The organism is Sphingomonas sp. Root720 (assembly GCF_001428605.1).
Taxonomy (GTDB): domain Bacteria; phylum Pseudomonadota; class Alphaproteobacteria; order Sphingomonadales; family Sphingomonadaceae; genus Rhizorhabdus.
On sequence record NZ_LMID01000013.1, the window covers coordinates 31,728 to 47,404 of the forward strand.

At 67.3% G+C, this 15,677-nt stretch carries 18 protein-coding genes and 1 tRNA gene; 10 read left to right on the top strand and 9 right to left on the bottom strand.

The annotated features are described in order from the left end of the window. Positions 1-169 precede the first annotated feature (169 nt). Positions 170-1,153: an NADPH:quinone oxidoreductase family protein gene (locus ASE22_RS17540; protein WP_321163628.1), complete on the top strand. Its 984-nt coding sequence runs from the start codon at positions 170-172 to the stop codon at positions 1,151-1,153. 41 nt (positions 1,154-1,194) lie between these two features. Here ASE22_RS17540 and ASE22_RS17545 read toward each other — a convergent pair. Further along, positions 1,195-1,269: transfer RNA gene (locus tag ASE22_RS17545), tRNA-Gln, on the bottom strand. A 96-nt stretch (positions 1,270-1,365) separates the two neighbouring features. Between ASE22_RS17545 and ASE22_RS17550 the strand changes: the two genes are divergently transcribed. Genes ASE22_RS17550 through ASE22_RS17565 form a run of 4 tightly spaced genes read left to right on the top strand, consistent with a single transcriptional unit; the run spans position 1,366 to position 4,225 of the window. Then, a complete protein-coding gene (locus ASE22_RS17550) occupies positions 1,366-2,364 on the top strand; it encodes a GDP-mannose 4,6-dehydratase (RefSeq protein WP_056362706.1) in 999 nt (332 codons plus the stop codon). A gap of 4 nt (positions 2,365-2,368) precedes the next feature. After that, on the top strand, positions 2,369-2,728 hold the full coding sequence (locus tag ASE22_RS17555) for a hypothetical protein (RefSeq protein WP_056364056.1): 360 nt from the start codon (positions 2,369-2,371) through the stop codon (positions 2,726-2,728). A gap of 19 nt (positions 2,729-2,747) precedes the next feature. Then, the gene (locus tag ASE22_RS17560) at positions 2,748-3,626 is read left to right on the top strand and encodes a dienelactone hydrolase family protein (RefSeq protein WP_235536276.1); all 879 of its coding nucleotides are present in this window, start codon (positions 2,748-2,750) and stop codon (positions 3,624-3,626) included. After that, positions 3,623-4,225, top strand: coding sequence for a glutathione S-transferase family protein (locus ASE22_RS17565; RefSeq protein WP_056362709.1), 603 nt, complete (start codon positions 3,623-3,625; stop codon positions 4,223-4,225). Before ASE22_RS17560 ends, ASE22_RS17565 begins: the two co-directional genes overlap by 4 nt. Here ASE22_RS17565 and ASE22_RS17570 read toward each other — a convergent pair. After that, positions 4,215-4,940 (bottom strand): WecB/TagA/CpsF family glycosyltransferase, encoded by a 726-nt coding sequence (locus ASE22_RS17570; protein ID WP_056364058.1) that lies wholly within the window; start codon positions 4,938-4,940, stop codon positions 4,215-4,217. The genes ASE22_RS17565 and ASE22_RS17570 overlap by 11 nt on opposite strands. Before the next feature lie 83 nt (positions 4,941-5,023). After that, the gene (locus ASE22_RS17575) at positions 5,024-5,752 is read right to left on the bottom strand and encodes a Bax inhibitor-1/YccA family protein (RefSeq protein ID WP_056362711.1); all 729 of its coding nucleotides are present in this window, start codon (positions 5,750-5,752) and stop codon (positions 5,024-5,026) included. A gap of 143 nt (positions 5,753-5,895) precedes the next feature. Between ASE22_RS17575 and thpR the strand changes: the two genes are divergently transcribed. Then, positions 5,896-6,429, top strand: a complete 534-nt coding sequence (gene thpR, locus ASE22_RS17580; protein WP_056362714.1) for an RNA 2',3'-cyclic phosphodiesterase — start codon at positions 5,896-5,898, stop codon at positions 6,427-6,429. Here thpR and ASE22_RS17585 read toward each other — a convergent pair. The 4 genes from ASE22_RS17585 to ASE22_RS17600 form a co-directional block, all read right to left on the bottom strand. Further along, on the bottom strand, positions 6,414-6,899 hold the full coding sequence (locus tag ASE22_RS17585; RefSeq protein WP_056362717.1) for a low molecular weight protein-tyrosine-phosphatase: 486 nt from the start codon (positions 6,897-6,899) through the stop codon (positions 6,414-6,416). The two genes, thpR and ASE22_RS17585, sit on opposite strands and share 16 nt — an antisense overlap. Next, positions 6,896-7,441, bottom strand: coding sequence for a superoxide dismutase family protein (locus ASE22_RS17590; protein ID WP_235536277.1), 546 nt, complete (start codon positions 7,439-7,441; stop codon positions 6,896-6,898). The genes ASE22_RS17585 and ASE22_RS17590 overlap by 4 nt, the downstream gene beginning before the upstream one ends. Positions 7,442-7,686: 245 nt before the next feature. Further along, positions 7,687-8,814, bottom strand: a complete 1,128-nt coding sequence (locus ASE22_RS17595; protein ID WP_056362719.1) for an OmpA family protein — start codon at positions 8,812-8,814, stop codon at positions 7,687-7,689. Positions 8,815-9,057: 243 nt separating this feature from the next. After that, positions 9,058-9,654: an SOUL family heme-binding protein gene (locus ASE22_RS17600; RefSeq protein WP_056362722.1), complete on the bottom strand. Its 597-nt coding sequence runs from the start codon at positions 9,652-9,654 to the stop codon at positions 9,058-9,060. Positions 9,655-9,786: 132 nt separating this feature from the next. Here ASE22_RS17600 and ASE22_RS17605 point away from each other — a divergent pair, with 132 nt between their 5' ends. Next, positions 9,787-10,350 carry a helix-turn-helix domain-containing protein gene (locus tag ASE22_RS17605; RefSeq protein WP_056362725.1) on the top strand — a complete coding sequence of 188 codons (564 nt, stop codon included), beginning with the start codon at positions 9,787-9,789 and terminating at the stop codon, positions 10,348-10,350. Positions 10,351-10,432: 82 nt separating this feature from the next. Next, positions 10,433-11,752 (top strand): cystathionine gamma-synthase family protein, encoded by a 1,320-nt coding sequence (locus tag ASE22_RS17610; RefSeq protein WP_056362728.1) that lies wholly within the window; start codon positions 10,433-10,435, stop codon positions 11,750-11,752. Positions 11,753-11,799: 47 nt separating this feature from the next. On the opposite strand, the gene ASE22_RS17615 is transcribed toward ASE22_RS17610, so the two are convergent. Next, positions 11,800-12,684 carry a winged helix DNA-binding protein gene (locus ASE22_RS17615; protein WP_056362731.1) on the bottom strand — a complete coding sequence of 295 codons (885 nt, stop codon included), beginning with the start codon at positions 12,682-12,684 and terminating at the stop codon, positions 11,800-11,802. Between the two features lie 189 nt (positions 12,685-12,873). On the opposite strand from ASE22_RS17615, the gene ASE22_RS17620 reads away from it, so the two are divergent. Further along, the gene (locus ASE22_RS17620) at positions 12,874-13,434 is read left to right on the top strand and encodes a hemerythrin domain-containing protein (RefSeq protein WP_056362734.1); all 561 of its coding nucleotides are present in this window, start codon (positions 12,874-12,876) and stop codon (positions 13,432-13,434) included. Between the two features lie 24 nt (positions 13,435-13,458). Here the strand turns inward: ASE22_RS17620 and murA are convergent, their stop codons facing one another. Further along, positions 13,459-14,742 (bottom strand): UDP-N-acetylglucosamine 1-carboxyvinyltransferase, encoded by a 1,284-nt coding sequence (gene murA / locus ASE22_RS17625; protein ID WP_056362737.1) that lies wholly within the window; start codon positions 14,740-14,742, stop codon positions 13,459-13,461. Between the two features lie 121 nt (positions 14,743-14,863). Between murA and ASE22_RS17630 the strand changes: the two genes are divergently transcribed. Beyond that, on the top strand, positions 14,864-15,649 hold the full coding sequence (locus ASE22_RS17630; RefSeq protein ID WP_056362740.1) for a hypothetical protein: 786 nt from the start codon (positions 14,864-14,866) through the stop codon (positions 15,647-15,649). The last annotated feature ends 28 nt before the right edge of the window (positions 15,650-15,677 follow it).

Here is a 15,677-nt window from a genome sequence, read left to right on the forward strand (position 1 = left end):
CGCGGGCTCGACCTCCGCGATCCTAAATCGAGATGGTTAATTCTTTCTGGCGGGCGCCCGGCCGCGCGCGATGCCGGTCGACGGAAGAACGATATCGTGGAACAATGACCGATGACAAAGCCGGCCTTGCTGTCCGCCGGAAGCGCATCGGGAGGTTTTCATTCGCGCATTGATCAGTGGCAATACCGGCGGCCCGGAAAGCCTGGCGCTGGGCGAGCTTCCCGAGCCTGTCGCCGGTCCCGGCGAGGTGGTCGTCCAGGTCCGGGCCTGCGGGGTCAACTACCCCGATACGCTGATCATCGCGGACCGCTACCAGTTTCGCCCCGAGCGCCCCTTCGCTCCCGGCGCGGAGATAGCGGGCATCGTCGAGAGCGTCGGCAGCGCGGTCGACGGCTTTGCACCCGGCCAGCGCATCCTGGCGATGATAAATTGGGGCGGCATGGCCGAGAAGGCCTGCGTCCCGGCGGCGCGCTGCATCGCCATGCCCGATGCCATGCCCTTCGACGAAGGCGCTGCCTTCCTCATGACCTACGGCACCGCCTATCATGCGCTGCACCAGCGCGGACGGATTCGACCTGGGGAGACGCTGCTCGTGCTGGGCGCCGCGGGCGGCGTCGGCCTGGCTGCGATCGAGATCGGCCGTGCGGCGGGCGCACATGTCATCGCCGCCGCCTCGTCCGATGCGAAGCTGGCGGTGGCGATGGCCAAGGGAGCCGATGCCGGCTTCGTCTATGCCCGCGACGCCTCGGCCAAGGAACTCGCCGTCCAGTTCAAGGCCGCCTGCGGGGCGAAGGGAGCGGATCTGGTCTTCGATCCGGTCGGCGGCGCGCTCAGCGAGGCGGCGATGCGGACGTGCGCCTGGGACGGGCGGCTGCTCGTCATCGGTTTCCCCGGCGGGATCGCTCAGCTTCCGCTCAACCTCGTCCTGCTCAAGGGCGCGGCCGTCGTGGGGGTCTTCTACGGCCTCTTCATGGACCGGGAGCCCGAGGAGAATGCCCGAAACAACCGGGCGTTGCTCGATCTCTACGCGGCCGGCGCGATCCGGCCGCTCATATCGCAGCGCTTTCCATTGGAGCGGGGAGCGGAGGCGATAGCGGCCCTGTCCCGGCGCGAAGCCCATGGCAAGCTGGTGGTCGAGATTTCGGAGGGCTGAGCTGGGCGGCCCTGCGAAACCGCGAAGGTCCTCCGGAAGCCTGGCTGGGGCGGCAGGATTCGAACCTGCGAATGGCGGCACCAAAAGCCGCTGCCTTACCACTTGGCGACGCCCCAGCATGGTCGGCGCGGCGTCCTTATAGGGATCGGCGCGGCAATGGGAAGTCTCGAAGATCGGTTTTCCTGTCCGCATCAAAGTCCTAAGGATAAGGCATGACGATCCTCATCACGGGTGCCGCCGGCTTCATCGGCATGCATTGCGCGCTGCGCCTGCTCGCCCGCGGGGAGGATGTCGTCGGGATCGACAATCTCAACGATTATTATCCGGTCCAGCTCAAGCGCGACCGCGTCGCGAAGGTCGAGGCCGAGGCTGGGGAGCGCTACCGTTTCCTGCGCTGCGACTTCGCCGATCATGCCGCGCTCGACGCAGCGCTTGCCGGAACCGCGATCGACCGGATCATCCATCTCGGCGCACAGGCCGGAGTGCGCTATTCGATCGAGAATCCGCGCGCCTATGCGCAGAGCAATCTCGTCGGCCATCTCAACATCCTCGAGCTGGCGCGGGAGCGCAGGGCCGGCCATCTCGTCTACGCCTCTTCCTCCTCGGTCTATGGCGGCAACGAGACGCTGCCCTTCCGGGTCGAGGACCGGGTCGATCATCCGCTGTCGCTCTATGCCGCCACCAAGAAGTCGGACGAGCTGATGAGCGAGACCTATGCGCATCTCTACCGGCTGCCGCAGACCGGCCTGCGCTTCTTCACCGTCTACGGTCCCTGGGGACGGCCCGACATGGCGCTGTGGCTGTTCACCGATGCGATCTTGCGGGGGCGGCCGATCTCGGTGTTCAATGGCGGCGAGATGCGACGCGACTTCACCTATATCGACGACATCGTCACCGGCGTCGTCGCCGCGCTCGACCGGCCGCCCGCCGATGACGGCCAGGCCAAGGCGGGCGGCAGCGCCTCGCCCCACGCCATCTACAATATCGGTAACCATCGGTCGGAGGAGCTGACCCGGCTGATCGACCTTATCGAGCAGGCCTGCGGCCGTGCCGCCGTCCGCGAGATGAAGCCGATGCAGCCCGGCGACGTGCGCGAAACCTTCGCCGATATCGGCGCGATCGAGCGCGACCTGGGCTTCCGGCCGACCACCGACATCAGCGAGGGCGTGCCCCGCTTCGTCCGCTGGTTCCGCGATTATCATGGGATATGAGTCGATGCGCCGTTCGCTGCTGATCGGATTGATGCTGCTGGCGCTTCCCGCCTGCGAGAAGAAGGATGCTCCCGCGGTCGAGGAGGACGGCGGCGGCCCGCAGATCGCGACCAGCATCGACGATGCCGCCCTGCCCGTCGACCGGTCCGACCAGGTCACCGCGATCGACGCGACGACCGGCGATTCCGGCGGCATGCCAAAGGACGGCGGCGCGGTGGTCCGGACCGCGGCGAAACCGGATCCCCGCCCGGCCGACGCGCCGAGCGCGCAGGCCGTCACGATACCGACGCCCGCACCGGTGGTCGCCCTTCCGCCGCCGGTCGTCACGCCACCCCCACCGCCTCCCCCTCCCGCGGCGCAATAGGACGAAAAGGGCTGATCTGATGGATGAGGATATCACGGCCCGCGCGATCGCGCTCTACGACCGCTTCACCCATGGCGCGCAGGACCGCCGCGCCTTCATGGCCGACATGACCCGCCTGGCGGGCAGCGCCGCCGCCGCGCAGATACTGGTCGCCTCGATCGCCGCCGATCCGGCCGCAGCCGCCGTCATCGCCGAGGACGACAAGCGGCTGGACGCCAAGATGGTCCACTGGGCTGGCGCCAACGGGCACCAGCTGTTCGGCTATATGGCGATCCCGAAGAAGCATGCGAAGAAGCCCGCAGCGGTCCTCGTCATCCATGAGAATCGCGGATTGCAGCCCTATACCAAGGATGTCGCGCGACGGCTGGCGATCGCCGGTTTCGTCGGGGTCGCGCTCGATTTCCTGTCGCCCGAAGGCGGCACCCCCGCCGACGAGGACAAGGCGCGCACGATGATCGCCGCGCTCGACATCCCGTCCGCCACCGCCGACGGCATCGCGACGATCGACTGGCTTGCCGCGCACAAGCTGCTCAGCGGCAAGGTCGGTGTCGTCGGCTTCTGCTGGGGCGGCGCCATGGCCAACCGCCTCGCGGTCAGCGCCGGTCCGACGCTGACGGCCGCCGTCGCCTTCTACGGCCCGCCCCCGCCGCCCGCCGATGCGGCCAGGGTACGGGCCGCGGTCCAGCTCCATTATGCCGGCACCGACGACCGGGTGAATGCGGCGGCCGCGCCCTGGGTCGAGGCGCTCCGGGCCGCGCATGTCGACATCCGGCGCTTCGACTATCCAGGCACCCAGCACGCCTTCCACAACGACAGCTCGGCCGCCCGCTACGATGCGGCGGCGGCGAACCTCGCCTGGGATCGCACCATCGCCTTCCTGCGGGAGAAGCTGGCATGAACGACGAACTGGTCTTCTACGGCAATCCGCGCTCGCGGGCGCAGATGGTCCACTTCATGCTCGAGGAACTGGGAGTTCCCTATCGTCCGGTGGTGGTGGATTTCCAGAATGGCGAGAGCCGGCAGCCCGACTATCTGGCGGTCAACCCGATGGGCAAGGTGCCGGCGATCGTCCATCGCGGCGTGACCGTGACCGAGACGGGGGCGATCATCGCCTATCTCGCCGACGCCTTCCCGCAGGCCGGGCTCGCCCCCGCCATCGACGACCCGGCGCGCGGCACATGGCTGCGCTGGCTGTTCTTCGGCGCCGGGGTGTTCGAACCCGCGCTGCTCGACAAGATGATGCAGCGCCCGGAGGCACCGCGCGCCACCGCCGGCTATGGCAGCTACGAGGACGCGCTGCACGCGATCGAGGCGATGCTCCAGCCCGGTCCCTGGATCCTTGGCGAGCGGTTCAGCGCGGCGGACGTCTATATGGGATCGGAACTGAGCTGGGCGGCTTCCTTCAACGCGCCGGACATCGCCGACAATCCCCGGATCGCTGCCTATATCGAGCGGGTGAGGGCCCGCCCCGCCTATCAGAGGACGGTCAGCGCCTGAACCGCCAGGCAAGCAGCAGGATCGCCGGCCCCTCGACCAGGTAGCGGCGCCACAGCCGACGCGGGTTCGACAGCAGCCGGTGCAGCCATTCCAGCGCCAGCCGCCGCATCCAGCGCGGCGCGCGGGTCGCCCGCCCGCTCAGGAAGTCGATCGATGCGCCGATGCACAGCGCGGTGCCGCGCGCGCCGGGCTGGATCGCGAGCTCGGCGGCGATCAGTTCCTGCTGCGGCGATCCCACCGCGATCAGCACGAAGCGCGCTCCGCTGTCCGCCGCGAAGCGGGCGGCGGCGATACGGGCGGCGCGATCCTCGCGCAGCCCCGGCGGCGGAATGTGCTGGACGACGTCGATATCGGGCCGCAGCCGCGCCAGCGTCGCGACGTCGCCCTCGCGCCCGCCGATCAGACAGACCCGGTCGCCGGCCTCGACGATGTCGCTAAGCAACCGGGCGGTCAGGTCGCTGCCGGCGACCACGGGCAGTCGGATGCCCTGGAAGGCGGCGAGCAGCGCGAGGACGCGGCTATCGCACAACCGCCACGCCGCCATCCGATAGGCCCGCCATTCCTCGCCCTCGCGGTCGAGCTTCGACAGGCGCACGACATGGTCGACATTGGGGGTGACGAGATAGGCGAACCCCATGTCCGCCCGCCGTCCGCGCAGCAGCGCCGCGACGGCCTGCTCGTCGAGCTGATCGAAGCTCAGGCCCAGATAATCCATCGGCCCGACCATAGCGCGCACGGGACAAAGAAAAAGGCCCGGTGTCGCCACCGGGCCTTTCGGTCATCCAGCCTGAAGCGGGATCAGCGGCGATCGCCGAGGAACTGCAGCAGGAAGGTGAACATGTTGACGAAGTCGAGGTAGAGCGTCAGCGCACCCATCACCACGGACTTGCCGGCGAAATCGGTACCGGCCACATAATAGTACATGCTCTTGATCTTCTGCGTGTCATAGGCGGTCAGGCCCGCGAACAGCAGCACGCCGATGGCGCTGATCGCCAGGTTCAGCGCCGGCGACCGGAAGAAGATGTTGAGCAGCGAGGCGACCAGCAGGCCGACGACGCCCATGATCAGGAAGGTGCCGAAACCCGACAGGTCCTTCTTGGTGGTGTAGCCCCACAGGCTCAGCGAGGCGAAGGCGGTCGCGGTCGCGAAGAAGGTGATCGCGATCGACGAGCCCGTATAGGCCAGGAACAGCGACGACATCGACAGGCCCATCACCGCAGCGAAGGCCCAGAACAGGCCCTGCGCCGCCGTGGTCGACAGCTTGTTGATGCCGAAGCTCAGCACCATCACGAACGCCAGCGGTGCGAGGACGATCAGCCAGCGGAGCGGCGTCGCGAAAAGCTGTGCGGCCATGCCGGATTCGGCGAACAGCAGGGCGACGACGCCCGTCAGCAGAACGCCGGAAGCCATGTAATTGTAGATGGACAGCATGTAGGAGCGCAGACCGGCGTCAAAGGCTGCGTCAGCCACACCCGCTCGTGTCGCGGCGGGCGCGGCATTTATCCGGGGGTCGGACCAGTTTGCCATGGTGTAAACACTCTCCAATCGTCGCGGCGGAATGCCGCTCACCGCTCAATATCGGCGGAACGAGACGGTATTTCAAGCAGATCACGCCTTAAAGCGGCCTGAACAGGCTTGCGTTACCGTCACACGGAGCGACAAATGGAACTATGCACCGCCTGTTCGTAGCCTTGCGCCCACCGCTCCACTTGCGCAAGGCATTGCTCGCCGCGACGGGCAATCTTCCCGGAGCCCGCTGGCAGGACGACGAACAACTGCACCTCACCCTGCGCTTCATCGGCGAGGTCGACCGCCATGTCGCCGAGGATGTCGCAGCGGCGCTCGGCGCGGTCTCGCATCCTGCGTTCGATCTGCGGCTCGACGGCGCCGGATGTTTCGACCGGCGCGGCCGCATCGACACCATCTGGGCGGGCGTGACGCCGCATCGCCCGATCAGGTCGCTTCACGCGGCGGTAACGGCTGCCCTTCTCCGCGCGGGCATCCCGCCCGACGAACGCGCCTTCGTCCCCCATGTCACCCTGGCCCGCTTCTCGCGCGGGCAGGAGCCGACGGGCCCCTTGCCGATGGAAAGCCTGTGGCCCGCCCCGGTCGAGGGGCACTTCGATCATTTCCTGCTGTACGAAAGCGCGCTCGGTGCAACCGGCGCCAGCTATTCGGCGATCGCCCGCTATCGGCTCGGCTGACGGCAGATTTCGGCGAGCAACCCCTCCACCCCGGCGCTGATGTCGCGCCATGCCTGCTCGAAACCCTCGTCCTCGCCGAAATAGGGGTCGGTGACATCCTGCCCCGAACGGCCCTCGACGTGGTCAAGGAGGAGCGAAAGGCTCGCTCGCGCGCCTTCCGGAGCCAATGCGCGCAAGGCATCGAGATTATCGCGGTCCAGTGCGATCAGCCGGTCGAAAGCGTCGAAATCGTCGAGCCCGACCTGACGGCCACGCAGCCCGCCGATGTCGAGGCCGTGACGCGCGGCCGTCGCGATCGCGCGCCGGTCGGGCGGCTTGCCTATATGCCAATCGCCCGTTCCGGCCGAGTCGACCTCCACCGCGACGCCTTCGCGCCCGGCCGCAGCGCGCATCGCCGCCTCGGCCAGCGGGGAACGGCAGATGTTCCCCAGGCAGACGAACAACAGGCGCGGCGGCCGAGGGCCGGTCATTGCGCCTTGACGACGCCGCAGGCCAGACGACCGCCGGCATTGCCGGTCGGATCGGTCTTGTAATCGTCAGCGGCGGCATGGATGACGACGGCGGCGCCGTCCGCATCGAGCAGCGGCTCGGTGCCGCCGCTCAGCATGGCGCCCTTGATCACCGTCTTGAGCTCGCCCGTGCCGTCGGCGCCGACCGTCATGTTGGGCATGTCGCCCATGTGCGCGCCGGCCGGATTGTCATGGCCGTGCTGCTTCTTCTCGGGATTCCAGTGGCCGCCCGCGCTGGTGAAGTCGGGGCCGGTACAGGTGCCGGTGGTGTGGACATGGACGGCATGGACACCGGCCGGCAAGCCGACCGCCTTGACGTCGACCACGACCCCGTCCTTGCCCTGCGTGATCATGGCCTTGCCTTTGGTCTGGCCCTGGCCATCGACGATGTCGGCGATCGCATGCCCGCCGCCATGCTCGTGCGCGAAAGACGCGGTCGGGACCGCCGCCATGATCGGCAACGCGGCGAGAAAGGTCATCGAAAGGTTCTTGATCCGGGACATGCTTATCTCCTCCATCGGCAGCCCCCGCGGAGGCCGATAATGCCGCATCCCTGCGCGCTAATAAAGTGTTGAAGACAAAGAAAAAGGGCCGGCCCGAAGGCCGACCCCAATTCTCGCGTCATCGACGGATCGATGACATCGCCGCTTACATGCCGGCGCCGAAGGTGATTTCGACNAAAGAAAAAGGGCCGGCCCGAAGGCCGACCCCAATTCTCGCGTCATCGACGGATCGATGACATCGCCGCTTACATGCCGGCGCCGAAGGTGATTTCGACGCGACGGTTCTGCGGTTCACGGACGCCATCGGCGGTGTCGACCAGCGGACGGCTCTCGCCGAACGCTTCGGTCGCAATCGCCGAGTCAGGCACGCCCTTGCCGGCAAGGTAAGCCTTCACCGAGTCGGCACGACGCTGCGAGAGACCGACGTTATACTGGTCGCTACCCGACTTGTCGGCGTGGCCGGCAAGCTGGACGCGGGCCTGGCCGGTCGTCGCATAGGCGTTGGCCGCATTGTCGAGGATCGACGCAGCTTCCGCCGTGATGTCCGACTTGTCCCAGTCGAAGAACACGATGAACGGACCCGGGGTCTCAACCACCGGCGGCGGCGGAGGCGGCGGCGGGGGCGGAGGCGGCGGGGGCGGAGGCGGCGGGGGCGGCGGCGGCGGAGCAGCCGGTTCGCCGAAGTTGTAGACGAGGCTCAGCAGAAGGCTGTGCGAACGCCACGTGCCCTCATATTCGGCGCCGAGGCGATCGAATACCTTGGCATCCTTCACGTTGAAGTAGCGATACTTCAGGCCGACATCGACGTTGGTCGACACCGGATAGCGGACGCCGGCGATCGCCTGCCAGGCGAACTTCGAGTCCGAGTCGTTCAGGAAGTCGTCGCCCGAGACGTTGTAACCGGCGAACTTCACACGAGCGATACCGGCGCCACCGCCGACATAACCCGAGAAGCCTTCCTCGCCACCGAAGTCGAGCAGGCCGTTCACCATGAAGCTGAGGGCGCTGTTCTTGCCCGAAGCGTCCGGATAGGTACCGGCCGGAGCACCGGCCGCACCAGCGACGTTCGCCGCAGGCGTACGCGACGCCGTCGTCGAGAAGCTGTTCACCCGGTTACGCTTGTAACCGACTTCGCCTTCGAGGCGGAACATGCCGAAATCGTAGCCGACGATGCCGTCGACGTCGAAACCGACTTTCGAGTCGACCGACGCGTTGCCGCCCGGCGACAAGGTCGACGGTCCAACGTCGAACTTCATGTCCTCGGCGAGCATGCCGCCGCCCTCAACGCCAACGTACCATGCGTTGTCGCGAGCAAAGGACGGCGCTGCGAGCGCGGTAGATGCTAGGGCCGCCAAGATGGCTAGCTTGCGCATATCATTCCCCTTTCCAACAGGTTCCAAATGGAACTGTGTTCACCTAAACCAATCTTCCGGATCCGCGCAAGACGCATCCGTTTCTGCGGCGAACCGACCCGGCAACGGCATCCATTCCGGAACCGCATCGGATCACCCAGACAGCCGCTAAACGACTTTTAGGTGAAAGGGTTGCGACCCGCCGCAAAATTTTCGCGAGTGTTTTCAGGTGTGGCTTTTCTGCCACAGTCGACGCGACCCGGGCTAAGCCTCCAGCGGAACGAACACCTCGTTGGGCAGTGTCGTTCCCGGCCTGAGCGGCGAATTATAATAGCCATGCTCGACGTCTCCGGCGGATGCCCGCCCCTTCGCGCCCACCCAGCTTCGCAGTTCGTTCGCCTTGGTCGCGAACAGCCGGTCGTTCGGCTTGCCGGGAACCGCGATCACCGCCACCTCGCGCGCCGGAATCTCGGCAATGGAGATGCCCGGCCCCGGTGGGTCGAGCGTGTCCCGATCGAGGCCCGGCGGAAGGAGGAAGCGGATCCGCCATGCACCATCCGGCAGCGGTCCGGCCAGCACCGGCATGGTGATCGGAATCTCGTCGCCCTCGCGGCTCTCGCCGAACATGTAATCGGCGAGCAGGCCGAAGCCGTTGCCCAATGCGCGGTCGCGCGTTCCGTGCTGAGCGGTCTCGATGACGAGCAGCGCCGGGTAGCGCCGTATCTCGAAGCTGCCTTCGCTCAGCAACGTCTCGTAGATCGGCGTCCGGGCCGCGCGCTGCTTCAGATAGACATAGGCCGCGCCGGCCGCGGCGGCCGTCGCCACGCCCGCCAGTATCTTGCCCCAACCGATCTTTGCCATTGCTCCTCCGCTCGCGCGGGAAATAGGCGGGCCGTCCCGGAATTGCCAGTTTGTTCGCCCCATAGCTGTACCGCATCGGCGCGCTTCGTTATGCAGCCACGGCTTTACCTATGTGGTTGGTGACCGACGCCGATGAAAAGCTGTATCCGCGACGTGCGGCATGCCAAGGGGATGACGCTCCAGGATGTGGCCGAGCGCTGCGTCCCGCCGACGACGGCCCAGACGATCGGCCGGCTCGAAACCGGCACGCGCACCGTCTCGATCGGCTGGCTTAACCGCATCGCCGCCGCGCTCGGGGCCGAGGCCGCCGAGCTGGTCCGTGTTCCCGAACAGGCGACGCTCGACATCCTCGCGCTGCTCGGCCCCGACGGCGCGACCGCGCCCCGTCATCCGCAGATGGCCGCGCTGCCACGACCGTCGCACAGCGGGCTGACCATGTTCGTGGAGGCGAGCGTGGGCGAATATCGTGCCGGCGACATGATATGGCTGGAACGCCTCGAGTTGCGTTCGTTCGTCCAGGCCCTGAACCGCGACGTGCTGGCCCCGCGCGCGGGCGGACGATTCGCCTTCGGTCGGCTGATCGATCATAACGGCAACCGCCTGCAGATCCTGCCGCCCGGCCAGGGATCGCGCCAGCAGATCGTCGATGCGCCGTGGATCGCGGTCGCTGTCCAGCTGCTTCGGCCGCTCCACTGACGCAACGGCTCTGCCTCGCTTGTCAGCGGAGGTGGCAAGGCGCATCCTCCTGCCCATCACAAAAGATATACGCAGGAAACCCATGTCCAAGCCCACCGAAGATGTACTGAGCGGCACGACGCCGCGCCGCCGCCCCAAGCCCGAAGTCCTCGAAGTCGGCGGCCGCAAGCTCAAGCCCTCGACCCTCATGATGGGCCATGGCTATGATCCGATGCTGTCCGAAGGCGCGCTGAAGCCACCGATTTTCCTGACCTCGACCTTCGTCTTCGAAAGTGCGGCGGCCGGAAAGCGTCATTTCGAGGGTGTCACCGGCAAGCGTCCGGGCGGAGCGGAGGGGCTCGTCTATTCGCGCTTCAACGGCCCCGACCAGGAGATATTGGAAGACCGCCTTGGCATCTGGGAGGATGCCGAGGACGCGCTCAGCTTCTCCAGCGGCATGTCGGCGATCGCCACGCTGCTGCTGAGCCTGGTGCGGCCGGGCGATGTGATCGTCCATTCGGCACCGCTCTATGCGGCGACCGAAACGCTGATCGCGCGCATCCTCGGCCGCTTCGGCGTGACCTGGCTCGACTTCCCGGCCGGCGCCACGCCCGAGGAGATCGCCGCGGTGGTCGAAACCGCCAAGGCCAGGGGCCGGGTCGCGCTGATCTACCTCGAAAGCCCGGCCAACCCGACCAATGCGCTGGTCGACGTCCAGGCCGTGCGCGACGTGCGCGACCGGCTGTTCGCCGGAGAATCCGAAAAGCCGCCGATCGCCATCGACAACACCTTCCTCGGTCCGCTCTGGTCGAAGCCATTGCGACATGGTGCCGAACTGGTGGTCTATTCGCTGACCAAATATGCCGGCGGGCACAGCGATCTGGTTGCCGGCGGCGTGGTCGGCGCCAAGGCGCTGCTCGACCCGATCCGCGCGATGCGCAACACGATCGGCACGATCACCGATCCCCATACCGCCTGGATGCTGCTGCGCTCGCTCGAGACCCTCGAGTTACGGATGAGCCGCGCGGGCGAGAACGCCGCCAAGGTCTGCGAATGGCTGCGCGACCGGCCGCAGGTCGACCGGGTCGGCTATCTCGGCTTCCTGCAACACGGATCGCGCCAGGCCGACATCTACCAGCGGCACTGCGACGGCGCGGGATCGACCTTCTCGCTCTACCTGAAAGGCGGCGAGCGCGAGGCCTTCGCCTTTCTCGACGCGTTGAAGATCGCCAAGCTTGCGGTCAGCCTGGGCGGCACCGAGACGCTGGCCAGCCATCCCGCCGGCATGACCCATTTGTCGGTTCCCGAGGAGCGCAAGCGCGCGCTCGACATCGGCGACAATCTCGTCCGCATCTCGATCGGCATCGAGGATCCGGACGATCTGATCGCCGACTTCGAACAGGCGCTAAAGGCTATAGACTAACCCGGGCGATCAGCCGTGGCGACCGGGCGCCGCCATCCGGCGTCGGGTCAGCCGCGCGATCCGGCGGGCACCGCCGCGAAGTAGGTTGCCATCGCGGTGGCGGCCCGGTCGGTCAGCTCGATGAACACGCGCCGGCCGTCGTCGGGATCGGCCACCCGGTGCAGGAGCCCCGCCTCGGTCAGCTGCTTGATCCAGCGCAGCGCTGTCGTCGCCGGGACCGCCGCGGCGATGCACAGGCTCGATACGGCGACGGAACGCCCCTCGATCCGCGCCGCCATCAAGTCGAGCAGGATATCCCAGGCCGGATCGGCGAACAGGCCCACCCCGAACAGATCCTCGCGCAGGCGGCGTGCGCGGATGATATCGCGGATCGCACCGGCATTGGCGACGCCGGGCGGCGACGGATCGTCATGGCCGGCATCGTCGCGCTGACCGGCGCCGTCGCGCAGGATCGCCGCGGGCCGATGCGCACTCTCGAAGGCGTCCAGCGGAAAAACGCTGCGTCCCGCCGCCTCGTCGCCGCCGTCCTCGCGAAGCTGCGATGCCGGGCGCGCGATTTGCTCGGCCAGTGCGGCCGCCAGGACGTCCTCGTCGCGATCGACTACGATGCTTACGGCGCCTTCGCCGATCCGCGCCGCAACGATATCGACCAACGCTGGAGGAATCACGACCAAGGCCGAGACGTCACCTCGGCCGGCCGCATCGGCGATGCGTTCGAGAAGCTGGTCCAGGACGAAGCCATGGTCGACGGTGACATCGATCCACACCAGATCGACCGCCACCTGGGCATCCATTCGTTTCACTACCGTATCGATACCGAGCGAAGCCGCGATCCTGCCTCCAGCGATCTCCGCGCTTCTCGCCGCCGCCGCCGCGCCTTCTTCCGTATCGGCGAACACCAATATGATCGGAGCGGAGCTCCAATATGTCATCCGCAACCTCCAGCACGCCGCATCACGATGCTCGCCCCCGCGTGCCATGTGCCCGATTAGAACTAGCGACCATCCCATTGCCGTTCAGCAGGCGATTGATCCGTAATGGATTAACCATCGCCATGGGAACATCGAACCGCTCCGGCCCGTTGTCCACGCACCGATTTTCTTTGCGAAAGGAGACCGACCGTGCCGGGCAAATATGGTTCGCGGAACATGCAGGGGAACCACCGGGTCGGCGAGGACGATCCAACGGCGATCGGCTTGCTCAAAGCCGAGCACCATGTCTTCCGCGACCTGTTCGACGAAGCGGAGGCGGCGTCGCCGCAGCGCCTGGCCGCGATCGCCCGCGAGCTTTGCATGCGGCTGACCGTCCACATGGCCATCGAGGAGGAGATCCTCTACCCAGCGCTCAAGCCGGTCATCGGTGACGACGAGGTCAACGAGGGCATCGTCGAGCACCAGTCGGGCAAGTGCATCATCGCCGAACTGGAGCAGCTCGACGGCACCGAGGAGTTGTTCGCATCGAAGGTCCATGTGCTGGGTGAGGAAACCGTCCACCATATCGACGAAGAGGACGAGGATCTGTTCGAGGACGCCAAGACGGCGCACAAGGACGGCGAGATCGATCTCGACGAGATTGGCGAGCGGCTCCGCGCGCGCCAGGCCGAACTCTACGACCAGATTGCGACCACAGGCGAGACCGGCCGGACCAACGAGGCGCAGCCCGACGAGGTCGAGCGCGCCTGAGCCGCGGACGTCCGGGGGCGACGCTCAGCCGTCGCTTTCGCGTTCGATGTCCGCGCCCACGGCCGACAGCTTCTCTTCGAGACGCTCATAGCCGCGGTCGAGATGGTAGACGCGGTGCACCCGCGTCTCCCCTTCCGCCGCGAGGCCGGCGAGCACGAGGCTCATCGACGCGCGCAGGTCGGTCGCCATCACGTCGGCGCCAACGATGCGGTCGACGCCCTTGACGATGGCGGTACGTCCATGGACCTGGATGTCTGCTCCCATGCGGGTCAGCTCGGGCACGTGCATGTAGCGATTCTCGAAGATCGTCTCGGTCAGCACGCTGGTGCCGCCGGCGAGCGCCAGCATCGCCATGAACTGCGCCTGCATGTCGGTCGGGAAGGCCGGGAACGGCGCGGTGGAGAGGGTCAACGGGCGTAGCTTTTCGTGCGCGGTCACCCGGATGCCGCCGTCGATCGGCTCGATCGCGACTCCGGCGTCCCGCAGCCCCTTGAGGATCGCCTCCATATCGTCGGTCCTGGCGCCGATCAGGTCGATCTGGCCGCCGGTGATCGCCGCGGCGCAGGCATAGCTGCCCGCCTCGATCCGGTCGGGCATCACCTCATATTCGGCGCCGTGCAGGCTGGTCTTGCCCTGGACGACGAGCCGGTCGGTGCCGATGCCGTCGATTTCGGCCCCCATGGCTACGAGGCAGCGGGCGAGGTCGACGATCTCGGGCTCGCGTGCCGCATTCTCCATCACGGTCTCGCCGCGCGCGAGCACCGCGGCCATCAACGCATTCTCGGTCGCGCCGACCGATACGACCGGGAAGCTGATGCGTCCGCCGCGCAGGCCGCCCGAAGGGGCCGTCGCCTTCACATAGCCGGCGGTCAGCTCGATTTCGGCTCCCAGCGCTTCGAGCGCCTTGAGGTGCAGGTCGATCGGGCGATTGCCGATCGCGCAGCCGCCCGGCAGCGAGACCGTCGCCTCGCCCGCCCGCGCGACCAGCGGACCCAGCACCAGGATCGAGGCGCGCATCTTGCGAACGATGTCATAGGGCGCGACGGTTGACGCGATCACCTTCGCCGCCATGGTCATCTGCCGGCCGATCGTATCGCCCTCGCCACGACGCACCATGGTCGACACGCCCAGCTCGTTGAGCAGATGGCCGAAACTGTCGACGTCCGCGAGCCGGGGGAGATTCGACAGGGTCAGCCGTTCCTCGGTCAGCAGCGCGCAGGGCAGCAGCGTGAGCGCGGCGTTCTTGGCGCCCGAGACGGGCAGCCGGCCTTTGAGGCGGTTGCCGCCCCTGATCGTGATACGGTCCATGGACCGCCTGTATCGGGGAGTTGGTTCGGCCTCAAGCGGTTGCATGGCGCGACTTCGGGCTGTCATGCGGCGACGCTATCCTTCCCGCCGAAAACGGCCCGCACTGTCTGGTGAAGATCCGATGTCCCTTCTGCTCGCTCCCGCCATCTTCCTCGCCCTCGCCGCCCCCGGCGCCGCCGAGGTCCGCCGCATCCCCTCCGAAGACGCCCGCCAAGGCGCGGTATCGGACGGCCGGCACCTCTACGCGATCGACAATGCCGCGATCAGCAAGCTCGATCCGTCGAGCGGTCGCACCGTCGCCCGCTGGCACGGCGACCCGGCCCTGTTCAGGCACATGAACTCCTGCATCGCGCTCGGCGGAAAGCTCATTTGCGCCGCCTCCAACTATCCCGACGTGCCTATGGCAAGTTCGATCGAATGGTTCGACACCCGGACGATGCGGCATGTCGCCAGCCGCAGCCTCGGCCCGGGCCGGGGCTCGCTCACCTGGCTCGACTGGCATGACGGAAGCTGGTGGGCCTGCTTCGCCCATTATGACGGCAAGGGCGGCGAACCCGGCCGCGACCACCGCCACACCACGCTCGTCCGCTTCGACCGGACCTTCGCCGAACAGGGCGCCTGGCTGTTCCCGCCGGACGTGCTCGAGCGGATGTCGCCCTTCAGCTCGTCGGGCGGCGGCTGGGGGGCGGATGGCCGCCTCTACGTCACGGGGCATGATCGCCCCGAACTCTACGTCGTCGCTTTGCCCGACGCCGGATCGGTCCTCCGCCATGTCGCGACCATCCCCATCCCGACCAACGGCCAGGCGATCGCCTGGGACCCGAAGGACAAGCGTCTCCTCTGGTCGATCGAGCGCAAGGGCCGCGCCCTGGTAGCGAGCCGGGTGCCCGAGATCGTGGAAAATTAGCCTTCGTTCGCGGCGAGCCAGCACCAGC

Coding starts and splice junctions, on each gene's coding strand:
- ASE22_RS17550 (WP_056362706.1), top strand. CDS start 1,366: ATGACGATCCTCATCACGGGTGCCGCCGGCTTCATCGGCATGCATTGC.
- ASE22_RS17555 (WP_056364056.1), top strand. CDS start 2,369: ATGCGCCGTTCGCTGCTGATCGGATTGATGCTGCTGGCGCTTCCCGCC.
- ASE22_RS17560 (WP_235536276.1), top strand. CDS start 2,748: ATGGATGAGGATATCACGGCCCGCGCGATCGCGCTCTACGACCGCTTC.
- ASE22_RS17565 (WP_056362709.1), top strand. CDS start 3,623: ATGAACGACGAACTGGTCTTCTACGGCAATCCGCGCTCGCGGGCGCAG.
- ASE22_RS17570 (WP_056364058.1), bottom strand. CDS start 4,940: ATGGATTATCTGGGCCTGAGCTTCGATCAGCTCGACGAGCAGGCCGTC.
- ASE22_RS17575 (WP_056362711.1), bottom strand. CDS start 5,752: ATGGCAAACTGGTCCGACCCCCGGATAAATGCCGCGCCCGCCGCGACA.
- thpR (WP_056362714.1), top strand. CDS start 5,896: ATGCACCGCCTGTTCGTAGCCTTGCGCCCACCGCTCCACTTGCGCAAG.
- ASE22_RS17585 (WP_056362717.1), bottom strand. CDS start 6,899: ATGACCGGCCCTCGGCCGCCGCGCCTGTTGTTCGTCTGCCTGGGGAAC.
- ASE22_RS17590 (WP_235536277.1), bottom strand. CDS start 7,441: ATGTCCCGGATCAAGAACCTTTCGATGACCTTTCTCGCCGCGTTGCCG.
- ASE22_RS17595 (WP_056362719.1), bottom strand. CDS start 8,814: ATGCGCAAGCTAGCCATCTTGGCGGCCCTAGCATCTACCGCGCTCGCA.
- ASE22_RS17600 (WP_056362722.1), bottom strand. CDS start 9,654: ATGGCAAAGATCGGTTGGGGCAAGATACTGGCGGGCGTGGCGACGGCC.
- ASE22_RS17605 (WP_056362725.1), top strand. CDS start 9,787: ATGAAAAGCTGTATCCGCGACGTGCGGCATGCCAAGGGGATGACGCTC.
- ASE22_RS17610 (WP_056362728.1), top strand. CDS start 10,433: ATGTCCAAGCCCACCGAAGATGTACTGAGCGGCACGACGCCGCGCCGC.
- ASE22_RS17615 (WP_056362731.1), bottom strand. CDS start 12,684: ATGACATATTGGAGCTCCGCTCCGATCATATTGGTGTTCGCCGATACG.
- murA (WP_056362737.1), bottom strand. CDS start 14,742: ATGGACCGTATCACGATCAGGGGCGGCAACCGCCTCAAAGGCCGGCTG.
- ASE22_RS17630 (WP_056362740.1), top strand. CDS start 14,864: ATGTCCCTTCTGCTCGCTCCCGCCATCTTCCTCGCCCTCGCCGCCCCC.